At 55.0% G+C, this 17,202-nt stretch carries 14 protein-coding genes; 6 read left to right on the top strand and 8 right to left on the bottom strand.

From position 1 onward, the window contains the following. Window position 1: 1 nt before the first annotated feature. Together lptG and lptF are read right to left on the bottom strand one after the other, a co-directional pair. Window positions 2-1,096, bottom strand: a complete 1,095-nt coding sequence (gene lptG / locus ACZ1HV_RS04580) for an LPS export ABC transporter permease LptG (RefSeq protein WP_298814403.1) — start codon at window positions 1,094-1,096, stop codon at window positions 2-4. Continuing rightward, window positions 1,093-2,280 (bottom strand): LPS export ABC transporter permease LptF, encoded by a 1,188-nt coding sequence (gene lptF / locus ACZ1HV_RS04575; RefSeq protein ID WP_298814400.1) that lies wholly within the window; start codon window positions 2,278-2,280, stop codon window positions 1,093-1,095. The genes lptG and lptF overlap by 4 nt, the downstream gene beginning before the upstream one ends. 256 nt (window positions 2,281-2,536) lie before the next feature. Here lptF and ACZ1HV_RS04570 point away from each other — a divergent pair, with 256 nt between their 5' ends. Together ACZ1HV_RS04570 and ACZ1HV_RS04565 are read left to right on the top strand one after the other, a co-directional pair. Continuing rightward, entirely contained in the window at window positions 2,537-4,036 is a 1,500-nt protein-coding gene (locus ACZ1HV_RS04570) for a leucyl aminopeptidase (RefSeq protein WP_472717451.1), read from the top strand. A gap of 451 nt (window positions 4,037-4,487) precedes the next feature. Continuing rightward, complete coding sequence (locus ACZ1HV_RS04565; protein WP_472717450.1) at window positions 4,488-4,940, top strand: DNA polymerase III subunit chi; 453 nt, start codon at window positions 4,488-4,490, stop codon at window positions 4,938-4,940. A gap of 36 nt (window positions 4,941-4,976) precedes the next feature. Here ACZ1HV_RS04565 and ACZ1HV_RS04560 read toward each other — a convergent pair whose 3' ends face one another. The 3 genes from ACZ1HV_RS04560 to ACZ1HV_RS04550 form a co-directional block, all read right to left on the bottom strand. Beyond that, window positions 4,977-5,675, bottom strand: a complete 699-nt coding sequence (locus tag ACZ1HV_RS04560) for an HAD family hydrolase (protein WP_472717449.1) — start codon at window positions 5,673-5,675, stop codon at window positions 4,977-4,979. Then, window positions 5,675-7,561 (bottom strand): ABC-F family ATP-binding cassette domain-containing protein, encoded by a 1,887-nt coding sequence (locus tag ACZ1HV_RS04555; protein WP_472717448.1) that lies wholly within the window; start codon window positions 7,559-7,561, stop codon window positions 5,675-5,677. Before ACZ1HV_RS04555 ends, ACZ1HV_RS04560 begins: the two co-directional genes overlap by 1 nt. Before the next feature lie 111 nt (window positions 7,562-7,672). Then, on the bottom strand, window positions 7,673-8,755 hold the full coding sequence (locus ACZ1HV_RS04550) for an alpha/beta hydrolase family protein (RefSeq protein WP_472717447.1): 1,083 nt from the start codon (window positions 8,753-8,755) through the stop codon (window positions 7,673-7,675). Window positions 8,756-8,977: 222 nt separating this feature from the next. On the opposite strand from ACZ1HV_RS04550, the gene ACZ1HV_RS04545 reads away from it, so the two are divergent. Beyond that, the gene (locus ACZ1HV_RS04545) at window positions 8,978-9,943 is read left to right on the top strand and encodes a helix-turn-helix domain-containing protein (protein WP_472717446.1); all 966 of its coding nucleotides are present in this window, start codon (window positions 8,978-8,980) and stop codon (window positions 9,941-9,943) included. On the opposite strand, the gene ACZ1HV_RS04540 is transcribed toward ACZ1HV_RS04545, so the two are convergent. Continuing rightward, the gene (locus ACZ1HV_RS04540) at window positions 9,904-10,812 is read right to left on the bottom strand and encodes a DUF4344 domain-containing metallopeptidase (RefSeq protein WP_472717445.1); all 909 of its coding nucleotides are present in this window, start codon (window positions 10,810-10,812) and stop codon (window positions 9,904-9,906) included. The two genes, ACZ1HV_RS04545 and ACZ1HV_RS04540, sit on opposite strands and share 40 nt — an antisense overlap. Window positions 10,813-11,049: 237 nt before the next feature. Here ACZ1HV_RS04540 and ndk point away from each other — a divergent pair, with 237 nt between their 5' ends. From ndk to ACZ1HV_RS04525, 3 genes are all read left to right on the top strand, one after another. Continuing rightward, window positions 11,050-11,472 carry a nucleoside-diphosphate kinase gene (gene ndk, locus ACZ1HV_RS04535; protein ID WP_152502235.1) on the top strand — a complete coding sequence of 141 codons (423 nt, stop codon included), beginning with the start codon at window positions 11,050-11,052 and terminating at the stop codon, window positions 11,470-11,472. 174 nt (window positions 11,473-11,646) lie between these two features. Next, entirely contained in the window at window positions 11,647-12,771 is a 1,125-nt protein-coding gene (locus ACZ1HV_RS04530) for a YHYH protein (RefSeq protein WP_472717444.1), read from the top strand. 103 nt (window positions 12,772-12,874) lie between these two features. Next, a complete protein-coding gene (locus ACZ1HV_RS04525; RefSeq protein ID WP_472718398.1) occupies window positions 12,875-14,974 on the top strand; it encodes a molybdopterin-containing oxidoreductase family protein in 2,100 nt (699 codons plus the stop codon). Between the two features lie 83 nt (window positions 14,975-15,057). On the opposite strand, the gene ACZ1HV_RS04520 is transcribed toward ACZ1HV_RS04525, so the two are convergent. Then, window positions 15,058-15,465 (bottom strand): DUF983 domain-containing protein, encoded by a 408-nt coding sequence (locus ACZ1HV_RS04520; protein WP_472717443.1) that lies wholly within the window; start codon window positions 15,463-15,465, stop codon window positions 15,058-15,060. 157 nt (window positions 15,466-15,622) lie between these two features. Then, window positions 15,623-17,017 (bottom strand): aminotransferase-like domain-containing protein, encoded by a 1,395-nt coding sequence (locus ACZ1HV_RS04515; protein ID WP_472717442.1) that lies wholly within the window; start codon window positions 17,015-17,017, stop codon window positions 15,623-15,625. Window positions 17,018-17,202 lie beyond the last annotated feature (185 nt).

The following is a 17,202-nucleotide window of genomic DNA, read 5'->3' as shown; positions in this document are numbered from 1 at the left end:
TTTAGCCATCTTCCTGATGCAAGAGAATAGTCAACCCCATAAGTACTCCAAATATTCCAGGCGCCCACGCAGCAACAAGCGGCGGGACGATTCCCGCACCTCCAAAGTCTTTCGCAAGCTCGGTTAGAACGTAAAGCACGAACCCGGACAGGATTCCACCCAGAATCATACTTCCCAATCCACCAAACCGCGAAACTTTAAGGGAAACTGCCGCTGCAATCAGAATCATAGCGACAAGAAGAAGCGGGCGAGCGAGCAGAGTCTGGTACTGCAAATTGTACCGATAGGCCGGCAATCCCGCATTTCTTGCCAATTCGATGAAGCGCGGCAAATTCCAGAACGAAATTGATTCGGGTGAGCCGATGCTTTCACGAACCTCGGTGGCGGTCAGGAAGGTGCTGACTTCGTAACGTCCATAAGTCTGCGGATCCTGTTCGGTGGTGTAGACGATTGCATCGCTCAAATACCAGATTTCATCACCAAGACGAGCCTCTTCCGCCTCGATCCGCTCTCTAAATGTGCCGTCCTTGTCAAAGGTGAAAATCGTAACGCCTACGAGGAATGTGCCGCCTTCAAGAAGCTTTTTGGCCAAGAGCACAGACTCTCCGTCAAGCCCGTCCTGGCGGACCCAGACGTCTGAAGAGGTTTGCAAAAGAAAGTTCTGTTCAGAGCCGAAAAGGCCCGTAGCGACTTCATCGGACTTTTGCTGAAACCAGACGGCTGCCGGATTGTAGACCGTGATGGAAAGAATGCCGAGCACGATGCCCACGACAATCGCAGGCATCGAAAACTGCCAGACACTGATACCCGAAGCGCGGGCAACAACCAGTTCAAGCGCGCGGCTCAACGTCACGAAGGCAGCAATTGCGCCGAACAGAACGGTGAAGGGGATAACCTGTTCAAGCAGGAGCGGCACGCGCAGAAGCGAAATCAAGGCAACCCGCAGGACGGAAAAGCCTTCCCGGTCGCCACCGCGCCGGACCAGTTCCAAAACGTCGAACAGAAAGATCAGAACTGCAGCAAACAGGAAAAGACCAAGAATGGCCTTCAGGAACCTGCCTGAAAAATAGAGTGTTAGAGTTTGGCCCAGGATCACGCTGCGCCTCCAGTCCGCCGGCCGTTGAGGCGGTCGCTAAGGCCATCGATCAGATCCTGGATCTTCAGCTGCAGTTTGGTGAGCCATTTCGGTTCTGCCAAACTCCGTTCCCTGAAGATCGATACCAAAGCAAGAGCAGCGCCCGTTATCGGCACAACATAGAGCAGCGCTAGAACTGCTGATGAAGCGCCCGCAATTGCCGTGACACCAAATCCAGTTGTTCTGAGCAGCACGCAAGAACAGATGGCACCAAGCACAGCCGCACCGCGACCTTGTCGCGTGGTGCGTGCCTTACCGAGGAATGCGAACACAATCAGACCAAAGGCGATGCAGTAGAGCGGCTGGCTGAAACGTTCGTGCAGTTCCTGGGCCAGCTTATCTGGATTTTTAAGCGCATATGCGTCGTTTCGGCCAGGCACCATCAAGTTGGCCGTTGTGCGCTCGCTTGCCTTGAATACCGGTTCGCCAGCTTCCGGAATCAGATTGGATAGATCGAACGCGTATGACTGAAAGCGGACGATGGAAATGTCACCGTCCTGTTTCGGACGCCGCTGAATAGTGCCGTTCTGCATCACCAGAAGGGTCCGCTCGGACGCTTCCACGATCTGTCCCGTTTCGGCCTGGTAGGTAAATGAGGTTTCTTCATCGCGCGTGTCATGAAGAAGAAGGCCATCCAGGGTGCCATTGCCCGAACGGTTTCGTATGTGGAATGTGAGCCCATCTTCAACGGTAATGAAACGGCCCGGTTTGACGATGTTGGCCACAAGGTCGGCGCGAACACGGGTAATTTCCGTTCTGAGTTGGGCCAGCCCCAGAGGTGCGACGTAGAGCGCCATCGTGCCTGTCAGCGCCATAACAATGACGGAAAAAATCATGACGGGCTTGAGCACAAGAAACCGCGAGCCACCGCTTGCATCGATCACGATCAGTTCACTGTCGCCCGAAAGCGCGTTGAGAACGAGGATCAGCGCGATCATGAGAGCAAAGGGAGCAACGATCACGATCAGGAAGGGCAGGGCCAGCATGGTGATGCCGATAAACTGCACGATGGTCTGGCCTTTGGACGTGACGAGATCCAACTGACGCAACGCCTGCGTTGCCCAGACAACACCTGTCATGGCCGCAATGGTCAGGGTGAATGCATAGACCGTCCGGCGGATAATGTACCGTTCAAGCGTCTTCATAGCTGCAGGAGCTTGTCCCTTGTAAAATTGACGATCTTCCAGCCCACGTCCGAATAACACGAAATGTGGTGAACGGCCCATGAAGAAGAATGGTAAATATACATTAATTTTTGCAGCTCTTGCCGAAAAGCTGTTGAAACCCCATGATTTGGAAGGAAATCAGCAATCCAGGGACTAGTCTGCCTCCAGTCAATGGCAACTCAAGATATGCCTTCTAATCAATCAGCAGCAGTACAAATTTTTACAGGACCGTCGCATGAGCAAACTTGCAAAAATCACCTTTACGAAAGCAGCCGCGCCAAAAGGCGGTGTGGCGGTTGTCCTCGCCGGCGAAGATCTGAGCTTCGGACAGATAGCCGGTGAACACCTGTCCGGGCTTGAGGGAGGCTTTTCACGTGTCGCGGAGATAGCCGGCTTTGAAGGGAAGAAAAAAACCACGTTGGATCTTGTCGCTCCAGCCGGCCTCGCCGTTGATCGGCTGATCGTCCTCGGTATCGGCAAACCTGATGACCTGACCCGGGATGATTGGCGTGCATTCGGTGGCACGGTTCTGGCCAGCCTTCGAGCTGCGAAAGCGAGCGCTGCGACCGTACTTTTGGATGCGCCGGAAGACAGTGACCTTACAGCAGATCTGGAAGCTGAGTTTGCCATGGGCGCAAAACTGCGTGCCTATGAGTTCGACGCCTATAAGACCGTCAAAAAAGACGGCGAAAAGACGAAAGACTTGAAGCTTACACTGTCAGTTGCTGATCAGAAGGCCGCCAAAAAAGCCTGGGCGGCGTCCGAAGCAATTGCCGATGGTGTGATCCTCGCCCGTAATCTCGTCAATGAGCCTGCAAACGTGCTTGGGCCGGTGGAATTCGCCAAGAAGGCCCAAGAGCTTGAAAAGCTCGGCGTTGAAGTTGATGTCCTCGGCGAAAAGGAAATGAAAAAGCTGAAGATGGGAGCCCTTCTTGGTGTTGCTCAGGGCTCAGTCCGTCCTCCGCAACTGGCCGTGATGCGCTGGAATGGCGGCAAGAAGGGTGTTGCACCGGTTGCCTTGATCGGGAAGGGCGTTGTTTTCGATACTGGTGGTATTTCGATCAAGCCGGCAGGCGGCATGGAAGATATGAAGGGCGATATGGGCGGAGCTGCTGCTGTCGTCGGTGCGATGCATGCCATTGCAGGCCGGAAAGCCAAGGCAAATGTGATCGGTGTGATCGGTCTTGTTGAGAATATGCCCGATGGCAACGCTCAGCGGCCAGGTGATATCGTTACAGCCATGTCCGGCACCACGATCGAAGTCCTGAACACGGATGCAGAAGGGCGCTTGGTGCTGGCCGATGCGCTTTGGTACACGCAGGAAAAATACAAGCCTTCGATCATGATCGACCTTGCGACACTGACTGGTGCTGTTCTGGTCGCACTGGGCAATCTGAATGCAGGTCTGTTTTCCAACAACGATGAGCTTGCAGACAATCTCTTGGCAGCTGGAAAGGCGAGTGGTGAGCCGCTCTGGCGCCTGCCACTTTCCAAAGGCTACGACAAGATGATCGATACGCCCAATGCGGACGTTAAAAATATTGGCGGCCGCTGGGCAGGCTCTATTACCGCTGCGCAGTTTTTGCAGCGCTTTGCCAATGATGTGCCCTGGGCGCACCTGGACATTGCTGGCACGGCATTTGGCGCCCCAAAAGACGAAATCTGTCAAAGTTGGGCCTCAGGCTACGGTGTTCGGCTTCTGAACCAGCTGGTGGCCGATCACTACGAAAACTGAGCGTGCTGTTTAGAAAAAGAAAAACCCGCCAATCGGCGGGTTTTTTATGTCCCTGGCGTTTGGTTCAGCAGGTCTTGTAGGCCTGACAGGCTGTCGCCGGTTCAACCAAAAGCCCCATTCCAACGGTGGCACCTGCTACAACTGCTACCAACGCAAAAAACACAACTACTCGTGCAAGCATTCACCAAACCCCTATGTGAGCTGGTTCGGGAATACCGTTCACCAGCCAAATAAAAATGATCATTGGATCGTCCCCGGGGACGAACCCTAGTCAATCGACATTTGCGAAGGGTTAATGATACGAGTCTTGTGGCCTGTCTATGCCGGTTTTGTTGTCCTGGCCATTTGAAGGCGCTGCTGTTGCAAGCCTGCATCACTCGTGCGACGGCAATGCGCTGGTTCGCTGGAGCATCAGCCGTGCAATCAATGAGGCGTAGTAGTGGAATGCACGATGAGCGTTGAAGTTGTCTTCTATCACCTATTGCACAAGCCGCTTGAAGTGGCCTTGCCGCAATTGCTTCTGAAATGCCTGGAGCGAGACTGGAAAGTTGTGGTGCAAACCGGAAGCGATGAACGCTGCAACGCACTTGATGCCCATTTGTGGACGTTCACCGACGACAGCTTTCTTCCGCATGGAACGAAGGGTGATGGGAATGCTGAACACCAGCCGATCTATCTGACTTCGGGACAGGACAATCCGAACGAAGCAGATGTTCGTTTCCTGGTCGATAGAGCGGAACCGCCTTCACTGAGCGCCTATAAACGCGCAATCTTCATGTTTGACGGCAATGATCAGGAGGCCGTGCAGGAAGCCCGAAACCGTTGGAAAGAAGCCAAGGCAGAGGGTTTTGAAATTGCCTATTGGCAACAAACCCAGGCTGGAGGATGGGAACGTAAAGCTTAGGCGCGCGTTTCTGGTGCTGGCGCGACAACCTTCAAATCAGGCAAGCCTTGCCAAAAGCAAGGGTACCTTTCCGATATGATCGAGCCGATGGTATCGATCATTTCCAAGAGGTGCTTCTGCTTCCTCAAGAGCCCAGGTGACGTGGTAAGGCACATGGACACCATAGGAGCCTGCTTCCAGTGCCGGCACAACGTCCGATTTCAGTGAGTTGCCGATCATCATGGCCTTTTCGGGACCTGAGCCGTGACGGGCAAAGAGTGTGCGGTAGGTCGCCGCCGATTTTTCCGATACGATTTCGATGGCATCGAAAAAGACATCCAGTCCGGAGGCAGTAACTTTGCGCTCCTGATCGAACAGGTCACCCTTTGTGATCAGCACCAGCCGATATTGGTCTTTCAGTGCCTTCAACATTTCTTCGACATGAGGCAACGGCTCCAAGGGATGCTTCAGCATATCCCTGCCGGCCTCAAGGATTTCAGAGATCACATCGGCATGGACCCGTCCATTGGTGACTTCGATAGCTGTTTCGATCATGGACAACGTGAAGCCTTTCACGCCGTAACCATAGTGCAGCACATTGCGTCGTTCGGCAGCCAGTAAGCGGTCGGAGAGGTGGGTCTTTTCGGTAAACTCGGCAAGCAGCGAAGCGAAGCGGTCTTGTGTCAAACGAAAAACGCGTTCGTTGTGCCAAAGCGTGTCGTCGGCGTCAAAGCCGAGCGTGGTGATGCCGGCCATCAGCTTGCTTCCTCAAACTCCGCGGAAAGTTCCAACCAGTCTTCTTCAGTCTTGACCAGCTTTTTTTCGCAGTAGGCACGCTCCTTGGCGAATTTGGCGGCCCGCTCGGGCTCGTTTGCAAAGAATGACGGGTCGGCAAGAGCTTCATCCAGCTTTCCGATTTTGTCCTGCAGCCTTGCCATCTCCTTTTCAGCAGCATCGATTTTCTGCTTGAGCGGTTTCAACTGGCTGCGTTTTTGAGCTGCCTCCCGCCGTTTGTCTTGTGCGGACGCTTTTTCGGCTTCGGAAGCTATTGCCCTGTCCCTGGCTTTCTGTGCTGCCTCCGGGCTCTGCAGAATGAGGCGGCGATAATCATCCATATCACCGTCATAGGGTTCCACCTTGCCGCCGGCGACGAGCCACAGCCGGTCGGCGCAAGCTTCAATCAGGTGTCGGTCGTGACTGATCAGCACCACAGCACCCTGGAAGTCATTCAATGCCATCACCAATGCTTCGCGGCTGTCGATGTCCAGGTGGTTGGTCGGTTCATCGAGAATAAGCAGGTGCGGGCCGTCGAACGTCGCCAGCCCAAGCAGCAGGCGAGCCTTCTCGCCGCCGGACAGGTCCTTGGCCGGTGTGTCCATTCGATCGGTAGGCAATCCGAATCTGGCTACTCTTGCCCGCACTTTAGCCTCGGGAGCGTCCGGCATCAGCGTGCGCACATGCGCGACGGCGTTCTCGGCCGGTTTCAACTCATCCAGCTGATGCTGCGCAAAAAAGGCAATCTTCAACTTTGAGGCCTTGGCCATGTCACCGGCCATGGCTGCCAGCCGCCCTGAAATCAGTTTCGCAAATGTAGACTTGCCATTGCCGTTCGCACCAAGGAGCGCGATCCTGTCGTCTGTGTCGATGTTCAGCGTCAGATGCTGGAGGATTTTGGTTTCACCATAGCCCGTCGCAACATTTTCAAGTTTGAGGATCGGAGGAGCCAACTGGTTTTCCGGATCAGGAAAATGGATCGGCCTGCCGCTTTCCTCCGTCAAGGCGGCGATGGGCTGCATCTTTTCAAGCATTTTCAGCCGCGATTGGGCCTGCCGTGCCTTGCTTGCCTTGTAGCGGAACCGGTCGACGAACGCCTGCATGTGCTTTAGCTGTGCGTCCTGTTTTTCCTTCGCCTTTTCGGCAAGGATCATGGCCTCGCGCCGCTGACGGTCAAAACTGTCGTAGCCGCCTGAATAAAAGGTCAGCTTGCCGCGGTCCAAGTGCACGATGCTGTCGACTGAATTGTTGAGAAGGTCCCGGTCATGGGAAATCAGGAGAACCTGATGAGGATACCTGGAGACATAATTTTCCAGCCACAAAGTGCCTTCCAGATCGAGATAGTTGGTCGGTTCGTCTAGCAGCAACAAGTCCGGTTCGGAAAATAGAACGGCTGCAAGTGCTACGCGCATACGCCATCCGCCGGAAAAGGATGAGCACGGCCTCAGTTGCGCGTCCGCATCGAAGCCAAGACCAGACAAGATGGCACCAGCGCGTGCTTCTGCTGTGTGTGCACCGATATCCGCGAGCCTGGTATGAATTTCGGCGATCTTTTCCGGCGACGTTTCGATCTCGGCATCTTGGAGCAACTTCGTGCGCTCGGTGTCGGCCGCAAGCACGACTTCCATCAAAGTGTCTTCGGTCCCGGGTGCTTCCTGCGCCACTTGGCCGATCCGGGTTCGCTTGGGAACCTGCACATGGCCTGTCTCGGTGGAAAGGTCTCCGGTAATGATCTTGAAGAGCGTTGATTTGCCCGCGCCATTGCGCCCGACGAGGCCGGTCTTGGCCTTGCCGGGCAGGGTAACGCTGGCCTTGTCGATCAGGAGACGGTCCCCAATCCGGTAAGTTAGATCAGAAATTTGCAACATGGGCCGGATGTTTGGCGAACCTGTGCCCCGGATGCAAGGAGAAAGCGAGCCTCCAGATCAACGATTATCCGCCTGTGGCAGAGATGCACATGGCAAGCAGGCCCAGGCCGATCATTGTTCAAGAAAGTGGACAATTTCCCGGACAATGCGTCGATGTTGCTCTTCCCGCTCGGCTCCGCCATTGATGCACACCATTTCATCGCCGGGTTCATGTTCTTTCAAAATGGCAAATCCCGCCGATTTGCAGACGCCCATGAAGTCGAAATGACCGGCATCCTCCAGTTCCACATGACGATGAGAGTTCTCCGGCAGTGCTGATGAAAGGGCGCGCGATTCAATTGTCTGATCGAGCATGTCCGCTCTACCGGAACCAAGGACCAGAACGGGCTTGTCGATGGCCGCGAGGCTGCTGCGCGAAAAGACGGGTGTTCCTCCAAGGTCCAGGCTGATGAATTTGGAGATACGTTTGTCTTCGCGCCGCGTTTCCATTTCCTCCTGGTCTCGTTGTGTCTCCGCAACTGACCACCCTTTCAGGACACTGCAGGCAACGGGCGTCGCGTCGTCGGTACAGACTGAACGGTATCGGTCCGTATCGAACTGAGCGCCTGCGAGAAGCATGGTGGTGAAGCCGCCAAGTGAGTGGCCGGCCGCATAGATTCGTTCAGGATCGATGCGTGTCTTGTAGGGGCTGGTTCCAACCAGATAACTGATCAACCGGCTCAGGTCGACGGGACGCTCCCAAAGCTCTCTTGCCTGGTCGGCGTCGCGTTTGAATGTGCTGGTTCCAGGATGATTGACTAAGGCGACAATATAGCCCCGCCGAGCCATCTCTGATGCCAGCCAGGCCTGATTGAATGTATTGCCGTACATTCCGTGGGAAATGACGAGGAGGGGGAAGGTGCCTTCCGCGGGCTCGCCTTCCGGATCAGCATCAGCCATTTGCCAGACTTTGCTTTTGTCTGCGCGCTGAAAGATGCCCGGGGTCCCGGTCGGGTACCAGAGATCGCCTTCGAGCTTGCGATCAACTCGATTGTCTTGAACCACCAACTTGGTGACGCCAGGTCCGAACGGTAGTTGGGATGCCGTTTCGGATTGCGACAAGGCTGGAGTGGTAACCAAAAGCGCAACTGCCGCGAAGGCTGAAGAAAGAAGGCCTTTGACTGTCTTTCGTGGATCGGGTTTGGGCTGGAGCATCTGACTTCCGCTGGTTGATTGCAATAGCAGTCAATTGGCGCTGATCCATACGTGTTGACAATCGGTACGGGGCACGTGTCCTGTCCTTGATCGTGATAAAGGACAGGATCAACGCCGTGAACTGCCGTCTAGGGTTCCCATGATCAGCATTCCCATCTCGTTTTTGCTTGCCAGTGTTTTTCTCGGCCTGGGTGTCCTGGTTTTTCCCGGAAAGTTCTTCCAATGCGTACCAGGTGCCTTTTCCTTGCGCTTTTTTGCGTGATGTCCCTGGAGGCTGTGCTGGTCGGCCTGCGGTTTGCATTTGCAAACTATTCCTTCCTGCCGCTGCAGCGAGTTCTCCCGGTCTGGATAGCGCCCCTGGTTTTCCTGTCTTTCACCTCGCTGACAGTCTCACCTGCAGGGCTTGGCAAGTGGTTTCTGGTCAATGGCGTGATTTCGGTTGGCTTGTCCGTTGCGCTGTTTTTCCCAGTCCCTTTCATCGGCTACATCGATGCAGTGATTGCGGCGAGCTTCAGTGTCTATTCCGTGGCTTTGATACGTCTGTGGAGCCAGGGAAGGGACGTCTTCTCCCAATCACCGATAGAACTTGGAGCGTTGCTTTCGAAGTTTCTTTTGGCAGCAATCGCCGTGATGATCGCGACGCTAATCATCGATGGACTGATTGCGATCCTTTTTGCCCAAAACAGACCGGACGCGGCGGCCTTGGCGATTTCGTTCGCCAGTCTTTTCTTTTTGATTGCTGCTGTTGCGCTGATTGCTGCCAGTACAAAGTGGAAACCGGGACGATCAAAGACGCCCGAATCTTATGCTACCGATGAGGGAAAAAGCCGTGCTCTTGTTGATGAAGCACGCACATTGCTTAAGGACCGCGGGTTCGCGAAGGACCCGCAGTTGTCGCTGACACGCCTTGCCAGGCGATTGAGTGTTCCGGAGCGGGATCTCTCTCAAGCGGTCAATCGCATACTTGGCATGAATGTAAGTCAGTTCGTCAACAGTATCAGACTGGAAGAAGCTGCCGAACGCTTGAAGGTATCAGATGAGCCTGTGTCCTCCATACTGGAAGAGGTCGGTTTTTTGACGCGCTCCAATTTCTACCGCGAATTTCAAAACCAGTACGGTGAAGCTCCAGGGACATATCGAAAGAAGGTTCAGTCCGAGCTTTCGAGGTCAGCCCGATCTTCTTCATAGGCAAGATCGGCGAGATAAACGGCCGCAAATCCCGCGACCAGCTCGTGACAAAGGATGACTTCCCGGTTGCCCGGATCCCAGAAGGCGTTTTCCTCTTCACAGACATCAGCCCGAAACGTCACTTTTTCAGGGAGTTCGTAGAGGCTGTCGAGTTCTTTTGCGACCCTCTCCATCAACTCGGTTTCTTTCAGAAAAAGCGCAAACGGCTTCAATTCATCAGGGGCCTTTTCATGAACGACCGAGATTTTACCGCCGGGGCCTGCATTTTCGTCGCGCCAAAATGGTTCGGTCGAATACTCCCAGGAATCGGCAACTTGCTCATATTCGTCGACGCAGTTTTCAACACGGTCTTCAGGCATACCAAGATCGTTGGCGAGTTCCAGGAACGTTTCTTCATCCGCTCCAACCATTAGGCAAAGCATCTGATAGCCACGTTGAACGTTGAGATCGTGTTCATCGTAGAAAACCATGCTCTCAACATCTTGCTCCGCGATCATGAACCAACCGACCATCGCACTTATCAGCAAAATGTCGGTGTCTTCGGTGTCGTCCGCCAGCATGGAGACCGTGGCGAGATTGTCGACCGCGTTCTCTTCCTGCGCAAGAACGGGCAGCTCGAGTTCGGAAACGAGCATGTGACCACCCTCGTGGTACAGCGTATGAAGGACATTGCCCGCTACGAAGACGAACAATTCTTCCCGATCCTCGGGGGAAAGGGCTGCAATTTCCTGTTCAAGGGAGCTAGCGGCCACATCGCTGACACTTTGGGGAGCGGGGACATCTCCCAGGAATACACCGAAACCGAAGGCGGCAATGGCAGTGCTCAAAAGGGAAGGCAGGGCAGCGGCCGCTGATGCGATGAATGACATTCTAAAATAGCCTTTGCCGGGTCCCTGGACAGCCGTTGATTTCCTTGAACTGCGCAGAATAAGCTTGAACAAAGTGCTTTTCCAGCGTCTTTCGCGCTGCGGCAAGTGTTTGACTTGGAAATGTCATACACCCGCCCCCTTGCAGGCGAGGCAGCGCCCCGTTATTAAGGCCGCGAAATTCAGATATTCGGGACCTGGCATTTTGCCGGTCTGTAATTGAACAAGAAAGACGACACAATGGCGATTGAACGCACGTTTTCCATGATCAAACCGGACGCCACCAAGCGCAACCTGACCGGTGCCATCACCGCCAAGCTGGAAGAAGCTGGCCTGCGTGTGGTTGCTTCCCGTCGCGTCTGGATGTCCCTGCGCGAAGCTGAGGCCTTCTACGCCGTTCACAAAGAGCGTCCCTTCTTTGGTGAATTGACAGAGTTCATGTCGTCCGGCCCGACCGTTGTTCAGGTTCTTGAAGGTGAAGGCGCTATTGCGAAGAACCGTGAAGTCATGGGTGCGACCAACCCTGCTGAAGCGGCCGAAGGCACCATCCGCAAGGAATTTGCGCTTTCCATCGGCGAAAACTCTGTACACGGTTCTGACGCACCTGAAACAGCTGCTGAGGAAATTGCCTACTGGTTTTCCGGCACTGAAATTGTTGGCTGAACAGACCGATAAATCTCGTTGAGATCTGAAAGGGCCGGCTCTTTGAGCCGGTCCTTTTTTACGTCTGCCGGGGCATTTGATACATCCCGTTACACATTCTTACGAAGTGAAGACAGCGTTCAAAGCACGAATGACTCATAGTTGTCCTGTCTGGGCGACAACTTGGAGACAAACATGCGACTATGTCTTGCGTTGGCCGTTGTGCTGATAACCGTGCCAGCAACCGCCCATGACAGCACCGAGCGGCTTCACGGTGAAGAAGCAGTTGAACACACCCACATTGGCGATGAGATCTGGGACCTGCTGTTGCCTGAAGCCGAAGCGCAGGCGGACATCACGATCGACGGTGCCTATCGGCACATTCGTGCGAACGGTTATCCTGACAAAGCTCCAGGCCAGTTTCCAAATCGCAACAATCCGCATTCGATTTCAAAAAAGAATTACAATCTGAAAATTCCTGTCAAACCGCATGCGACGGGAAAGGCAACGTCTGCTCAGGGAGCTGTCTTCGGCATTGCCATCAACGGTGTTGTTATGGATCCGGGCACAGCAGAATATTGGCAAAATGATCGGAACTCGGGTTGGAATTATGAAGCGCTGGGCGGCGCGTGCAAGCTTGGCCTGGATCGTTACAACGCGCATGTTCAACCCAACGGGACATACCACTACCACGGCATACCTACTGGTGTATTGGCTGCCAATGGCGGTGACACTGTTCCGGCCATGATCGGTTACGCTGCGGATGGTTTTCCGGTCTACGGGCCATTTGGATATTCTGATCCCGGTGAAAAATCTGCAGTCCGCAAATTGAAGTCCAGCTATCGTATTAAAAACGGATCAAGACCGGACGGTCCGGGCGGGCGTCACAATGGCAAATTTACGCAGGATAGGGCGTTTGTATCAGGTTCAGGCGACCTCGACCAGTGCAACGGGCGATTTGCGATGACGCCGGAATACCCGGAAGGTATCTACCACTATGTCCTCACGGACGAATTTCCATTTATTCCCCGCTGCTGGATGGGAACACCTGATGGCAGTTTCTTGCGCCTGAAAGGGCGGCGCGGTGATGTGGATACGCAAGGGCTGGAGTCGACGGTCGATTTTGCAGCGATGATTGACAATTCCGACGCGGCGTTGACGCTTATTCAGGCTCAGGGCGGACATCCGCCCCGATTGCGCCGTGGTGGACGAACGTCACCTCCCGGTCTCGGCCCGCGGCAAGGGCGGGGGCCGCGCCAGGGCGGAATGCCACCACCAGGTGGGCAGCCCGGTGGCAGGGGACCTTGCAGCGGCAGCTGATCAGAAGGGCTTCGATTCCAGGAAGAGGCGCTTGACGGCGCCTCTTTTTGTTTTTCATAAGGCTAATTCGCCTTTGCGAAACCTGCGCTCCAAATGGGTCGATATGAACCAGCAACCACCCAAAAGCACTTACTCCGTCTGTCCGCACGATTGCCCGTCAACATGTGCGCTGGACGTTCATTTTTCTCCGCATGGCGATGTGCGAAGACTGAACGGCGCCAGAGACAACGCCTATACCGCGGGTGTAATCTGCGCCAAGGTCGCCCGTTATGCAGAGCGGCTTTATCACCCAGAGCGCCTGACCAAACCATTGCTGCGCGTCGGCAAGAAGGGGGAAGGCCGTTTTACGGAAGTGTCCTGGGAAGAAGCGCTTGATCTGACCGCCGAACGGTTTCTCAAGGCAGAAGCCGAGTTCGGAGCACAAAGTGTCTGGCCGTATCATTATGCGGGCACCATGGGCCTGGTTCAGCGGGACAGTATTCATCGCCTCCGGCACGCAAAAGGGTATTCACGCCAATTCGACACCTTCTGCACCAACATGGCCTGGACGGGATATGTTGCCGGAACCGGTCGTCTGGCCGGACCGGATCCGCGCGAGATGGCCGTGTCTGATCAGGTTGTCATCTGGGGGACGAACCCGGTCGCCACGCAGGTTAACGTGATGACCCACGCCATAGCTGCTCGTAAGAAACGTGGCGCGCGCATCGTTGTTGTGGACGTCTATGAGACGGAAACGATGAAGCAGGCGGACTTGGGTTTGATCCTGAAGCCCGGAACAGATGCGGCGTTGGCTTGCGCAATTATGCATGTGCTCTTTCGCGATGGCCTTGCCGATCGGGCATATCTGGAAAAATACACCGACTGTCCGGACGAACTGGAAGCACATCTCAAAGACAGATCACCGGAATGGGCGGCAGGCGTCACGGGTCTCAAAACAGCGCAGATCGAAGAAGTCGCCCAACTGATTGGACAGGTGAAAAGAACCTACTTTCGCCTTGGTTACGGCTTTACCCGCTCGCGGAACGGCGTTGTTGGAATGCATGCCGCATGCTCGATTGCATCGGTGACGGGTGCCTGGCAGCTGGAAGGCGGCGGCGCTTTTCACAACAACGGTGCAATTTATGAGCTCAACAAGGAAATGATCGAAGCCGGGTCATTGAAGGATCCTTCGGTTCGCGTGCTCGACCAAAGCCTGATTGGTCGTATTCTGACGGGCGATCAAGACGCGCTGCAAGGAGGCCCGCCTGTCAAGGCCATGCTTGTTCAAAACACCAACCCGGTGTCGGTGGCACCTGAACAAGAACTGGTGAAGCAAGGCTTCGCGCGCGAAGATCTGTTCACCGTCGTTCACGAGCAGTTTTTGACCGAAACAGCCCGGATGGCGGATATCGTCCTGCCGGCCACACAGTTTCTGGAACATGATGATATCTATAAAGGCGGTGGCCATCAGTATCTCATGTTTGGTCCGAAGGCGGTTGAACCGCCCGCGGGATCAAGAGAAAATCTCTTTGTTATCAGCGAGATCGCAAAGCGCGTTGACTCAAAACCTCATGTCGGCTTCGACATGAGCGCACGCGACCATATTGACTGGATGCTGCAGCAGTCAGGCTACGGCACCTTGAATGAACTTGAAGCTGGAAAGTGGCGGGACTTGCAGCCGGATTTTGAAACCGCTCATTATCTGAACGGGTTTGCGTATGCGGACGGAAAGTTCCGTTTCAAACCCGATTGGGGCCGATTTGCAGCACCGAACAAACCGGATGGGGACACGGTTTTCGGTCCGGTGGCAGAAATGCCTGTATTGCCTGATCAGTGGGACATCATCGAGCGAGCCGATGAAGAACATCCTTTGCGTCTTGTGACCGCTCCGGCAAGGTCTTTCCTGAATTCGACCTTCAACGAAACCGACAGTTCGCGCAAAAAAGAAGGGCGGCCGGAAGTCTGGCTAAGATCGGACGACGCAGCAAGGTTCGGGATCGAGGATGGCGCTAAGGTGAAGATGGGAAATCGCCGAGGTGAGGTTATGCTTCACGCCCGCCTGAAAGACAGCATTGCACCCGGCACAATTGTCTCGGAAGGTCTTTGGCCCAACGATGCCTTTGAAGACGGCAGAGGCATTAACACACTGACCAGTGCAGACCCGGTCGCCCCCTATGGCGGAGCAGCCTTTCACGACACGGCGGTCTGGGTGAAGGTGGCCTAAAAGAAAAGCGGCGCATCGATCTCGCGATGGCGCCGCCCTCTTGCAAAAAGCCGAACCCAAGTCAGGTTTGGGGCTCCCGGTATTCAGGTCTGGCTTTCTGAACTCGTGGTTTCCGGCGTCACAAGCCTGCCTTCTTCAGCTTTGTAGAAGTACTGGCTGGCGACCAGCCACCCTTTCAACGGCCGCAAAATGGGTATGCAGGTCAAAAGGATCAGGGGCAGGGTGGTCACAAGGTGAACCCAATAGGGGGCGGTAAAGGCGATTTCCAGCCAGATGGCAAAGGCAACAGCCGGAACGCAGCCAAAGCAGATGACAAAGAATGCCGGGCCATCGGCCGGGTCCGCGAAACTGTAGTCAAGGCCACAATGCGTACAGCCACTTTTCAGCTTCAGGAAGCCGTCGAAAATGCTGCCTTCGCCGCATCGCGGGCATCTGCCCCTGATGCCGGTCTGGATCGGGGGAAGTTTTGGCCAACTTTCTGACGTGTTCATCGGGTGCTCTTTCTGCAGGTGCATCCTTGTGCGTATCTGTCCTGCGACTAAAACCAGTCACTTTGTAATTTTGACTGCAAGTGAATGCAGTCAAAGATAGGCCAATTTTTCACGATTGCAAGAAGTTTGCCTGCGACGGATTGCCATGGGAGGCGGGTTAGAAATAGGTCGCGACGTCTTGGGGCGCATTGGACAGCGTTTCGGCAATGACGCTGAGTGCGGTATCGACTTGTGAACGCTTGTGCGGACCGCCCAGGCAAAGCCGCACAGCTTCAGGCGACTGGCCCGATACGACGAAGGCATCGCTCTCTGCCAGCCCGATCGACTGGTTTCTGACCTGGCTTACAAAGGCGGTGGAGGTCCAGCCATTGCCGAGTTGCAGCCATAAGTGAAACCCGTCCGGGTCGGCTCGGAAGGTCTGGTCTTTCAGATGTTGCGCAGCAAGTTTCTGGCGGGCCGCGCTCTCGTTTCGGATATGCCAAAGCATTTCATTGGCAGTGCCGTCTTCGATCCAGCGGCTCGCAAGTGCCATCATGATTGGTGAGACCATAACGCTTTGTGAGCGCAGGACCCGCGCCAAGCGCATAGACGCGTTTCGCTCCGGTGCAACAACATGGGCAAGGCGAAGGCCGGCGCCGACGCATTTGGAAAGAGAACCGACATACCATGTCGTCTCCGGAGCAAGTACTGCAAAGGGTTGCGGCTTTGTTTGGCAAAGTTGACCGTAAGCATCGTCTTCAAGAATGGGGACACCATGCCGTGCAGAAATCTCAGCAAGCTCCTTCCGCCGTTGCAGCGACAGGGTGCGTGTTGTCGGATTGTGAAGTGTCGGGTTGAGATAAAGCGCGTTGATCATTCTGCCTTTGCATGCAGCTTCAAAGGCTGCGGGATCCAGCCCATGATCATCTTCTTCAAGCCCCATGAGGCCAAGATTGAGCTGGCTGCAAAGCGAGCGGATGCCAGGGTAAGTCAGGGCTTCACACGCGATCATGTCGCCCGGTGATGCGAGCACGGACAAGATGCCTGCGAGCGCCGCCTGTGCACCGGATGCGAACTGAACTCGGTCCGCTGCCGGTCTCAGTCCGACACCTTTGAGCCAGCGCAACGCCATCTCCTGATCAGGACCGTCTGTGGGAAAGGTCTGGTAGCGCAACAAGGACAAAAGATCTTGTGATAAGGCTTCAGTGCCGGCGCGCATGCGGCCCATCAGGGCCTCATCATCGGGTTCCGGCGGCAGGTTCATTGAAAAGTCAGCCGGGCCGTTACGTCGCGTGTCCGACTTTACCTGCTTTGGATGCTCGTTACTTCCAGGATCCATGACATAGGTGCCGCTTCCGACTTGAGAAGCCAGAAGACCGCGCCGCTGTGCTTCTGCATATCCCCTGGCGACGGTGGTGAAATCAAGCCCAAGTTCACCTGCGAGCCGGCGCTGCGCCGGCAACCGGTCTCCCGGTGTCAGCCGGCCTGCGGCAAGATCGGCTGCAATAGCGTCCGCAATGGCCATGTAGCGTGGTGTGTTTGTCGTCGAAAGGTCTGGAATCCAGCTTGTCACGGTCGTGTACTTTTCAAATGACTGTATATTGACTGTATATACGATCCGATAAATATAGTCATTCGGTAAATGGACTTTCCTCAGTGTTTTGCGCCTGGGCTTCGATCGGCAATCATGAATGTATTCCGAGCGCGCTCAACTTGATCACCTCAACCGGTGCGCCTAGGCTTGTAGCGTGAGGTATC

The organism is Roseibium sp. JB4-4, assembly GCF_055693425.1.
Note: the sequence above shows the minus strand (reverse complement) of the source record. Positions and strands in the feature narration are given on the sequence as shown.

Coding starts and splice junctions, on each gene's coding strand:
- lptF (WP_298814400.1), bottom strand. CDS start 2,280: ATGAAGACGCTTGAACGGTACATTATCCGCCGGACGGTCTATGCATTC.
- ACZ1HV_RS04570 (WP_472717451.1), top strand. CDS start 2,537: ATGAGCAAACTTGCAAAAATCACCTTTACGAAAGCAGCCGCGCCAAAA.
- ACZ1HV_RS04565 (WP_472717450.1), top strand. CDS start 4,488: ATGAGCGTTGAAGTTGTCTTCTATCACCTATTGCACAAGCCGCTTGAA.
- ACZ1HV_RS04560 (WP_472717449.1), bottom strand. CDS start 5,675: ATGGCCGGCATCACCACGCTCGGCTTTGACGCCGACGACACGCTTTGG.
- ACZ1HV_RS04555 (WP_472717448.1), bottom strand. CDS start 7,561: ATGTTGCAAATTTCTGATCTAACTTACCGGATTGGGGACCGTCTCCTG.
- ACZ1HV_RS04550 (WP_472717447.1), bottom strand. CDS start 8,755: ATGCTCCAGCCCAAACCCGATCCACGAAAGACAGTCAAAGGCCTTCTT.
- ACZ1HV_RS04545 (WP_472717446.1), top strand. CDS start 8,978: ATGCGTACCAGGTGCCTTTTCCTTGCGCTTTTTTGCGTGATGTCCCTG.
- ACZ1HV_RS04540 (WP_472717445.1), bottom strand. CDS start 10,812: ATGTCATTCATCGCATCAGCGGCCGCTGCCCTGCCTTCCCTTTTGAGC.
- ndk (WP_152502235.1), top strand. CDS start 11,050: ATGGCGATTGAACGCACGTTTTCCATGATCAAACCGGACGCCACCAAG.
- ACZ1HV_RS04530 (WP_472717444.1), top strand. CDS start 11,647: ATGCGACTATGTCTTGCGTTGGCCGTTGTGCTGATAACCGTGCCAGCA.
- ACZ1HV_RS04525 (WP_472718398.1), top strand. CDS start 12,875: ATGAACCAGCAACCACCCAAAAGCACTTACTCCGTCTGTCCGCACGAT.
- ACZ1HV_RS04520 (WP_472717443.1), bottom strand. CDS start 15,465: ATGAACACGTCAGAAAGTTGGCCAAAACTTCCCCCGATCCAGACCGGC.